This is a genomic window from Bacillus horti (assembly GCF_030813115.1).
Lineage (GTDB): Bacteria > Bacillota > Bacilli > Caldalkalibacillales > JCM-10596 > Bacillus_CH > Bacillus_CH horti.
This window is the reverse complement of the sequence record NZ_JAUSTY010000049.1, coordinates 1-1,051: the sequence shown is the minus strand read 5'-3', so window position 1 is coordinate 1,051 and position 1,051 is coordinate 1. Positions and strand designations below refer to the sequence as shown.

Genomic DNA, 1,051 nt, shown 5'->3' with positions numbered 1-1,051 from the left:
AGCCGCCTAAGGTGGGATAGATGATTGGGGTGAAGTCGTAACAAGGTAGCCGTATCGGAAGGTGCGGCTGGATCACCTCCTTTCTATGGAGTATTTCCATAATCGACACAGTACCTTGGGTACTGTAGACACGCTTTGGTTTCCTTCTTTGTTCAGTTTTGAGGGTTCTACACTCTCATGCTTTACCCTAGTCGACGTGGGCCTATAGCTCAGCTGGTTAGAGCGCACGCCTGATAAGCGTGAGGTCGATGGTTCGAGTCCATTTAGGCCCACCATAATCTAGCTGGTAAAGGCAAAAACAGAATAAAAGAAACAGGCTAGACATTTAAATAACCGTAGAACGCTATTTAAATGATGGATGACGGAATTTTCTTTTGAGCAAAATAAAAAGAAGAAGTCGTCGCTTTTACTTTCTATAGCCAAATCCTATTATGGGGCCATAGCTCAGCTGGGAGAGCGCCTGCCTTGCACGCAGGAGGTCAGCGGTTCGATCCCGCTTGGCTCCACCATACGAATGATTTACCTGTTTTACCAGCAACTAGCTGTTGTCAAACAAGCTAGATCTATGGTAAACTATTTTTTGTCGCTAAAAGCGATGCGATCAGCTTGCTGATCAAACTTGCACCTTGAAAACTAGATAACAGTAAAGAAGAGTTTCACCGGAGAGAGAAATCAATCCGAGTAACTTGAGAAGTCTAAGGATTTATCCAAACAGACCTTTGATTAACAAACCAAGGAGAACGCATTGTCAAATGACGTAATCCGCTTTTAGGTTAAGCTACAAAGGGCGCACGGTGGATGCCTTGGCACTAGGAGCCGACGAAGGACGGGACGAACACCGATATGCCTCGGGGAGCTGTAAGTAAGCGTTGAACCGGGGATTTCCGAATGGGGAAACCCTCTACTCCTTATCGAGTAGAATCCATCCTTGAATATATAGGGGATGAGAAGGCAGACCAGGGGAACTGAAACATCTAAGTACCCTGAGGAAGAGAAAGCAAATGCGATTTCCTGAGTAGCGGCGAGCGAAACGGAAACAGCCCAAACCAGT

2 tRNA genes and 2 rRNA genes are annotated in these 1,051 nt (G+C 46.1%); all 4 read left to right on the top strand.

What is annotated here, in order from left to right:
- A 16S ribosomal RNA gene (locus J2S11_RS22245) occupies positions 1–83 on the top strand; the annotation flags it as partial.
- 115 nt (positions 84–198) lie between these two features.
- Positions 199–275: transfer RNA gene (locus J2S11_RS22240), tRNA-Ile, on the top strand.
- A 158-nt stretch (positions 276–433) separates the two neighbouring features.
- Positions 434–509: transfer RNA gene (locus tag J2S11_RS22235), tRNA-Ala, on the top strand.
- A gap of 262 nt (positions 510–771) precedes the next feature.
- Positions 772–1,051 (top strand): 23S ribosomal RNA (locus J2S11_RS22230); the annotation flags it as partial.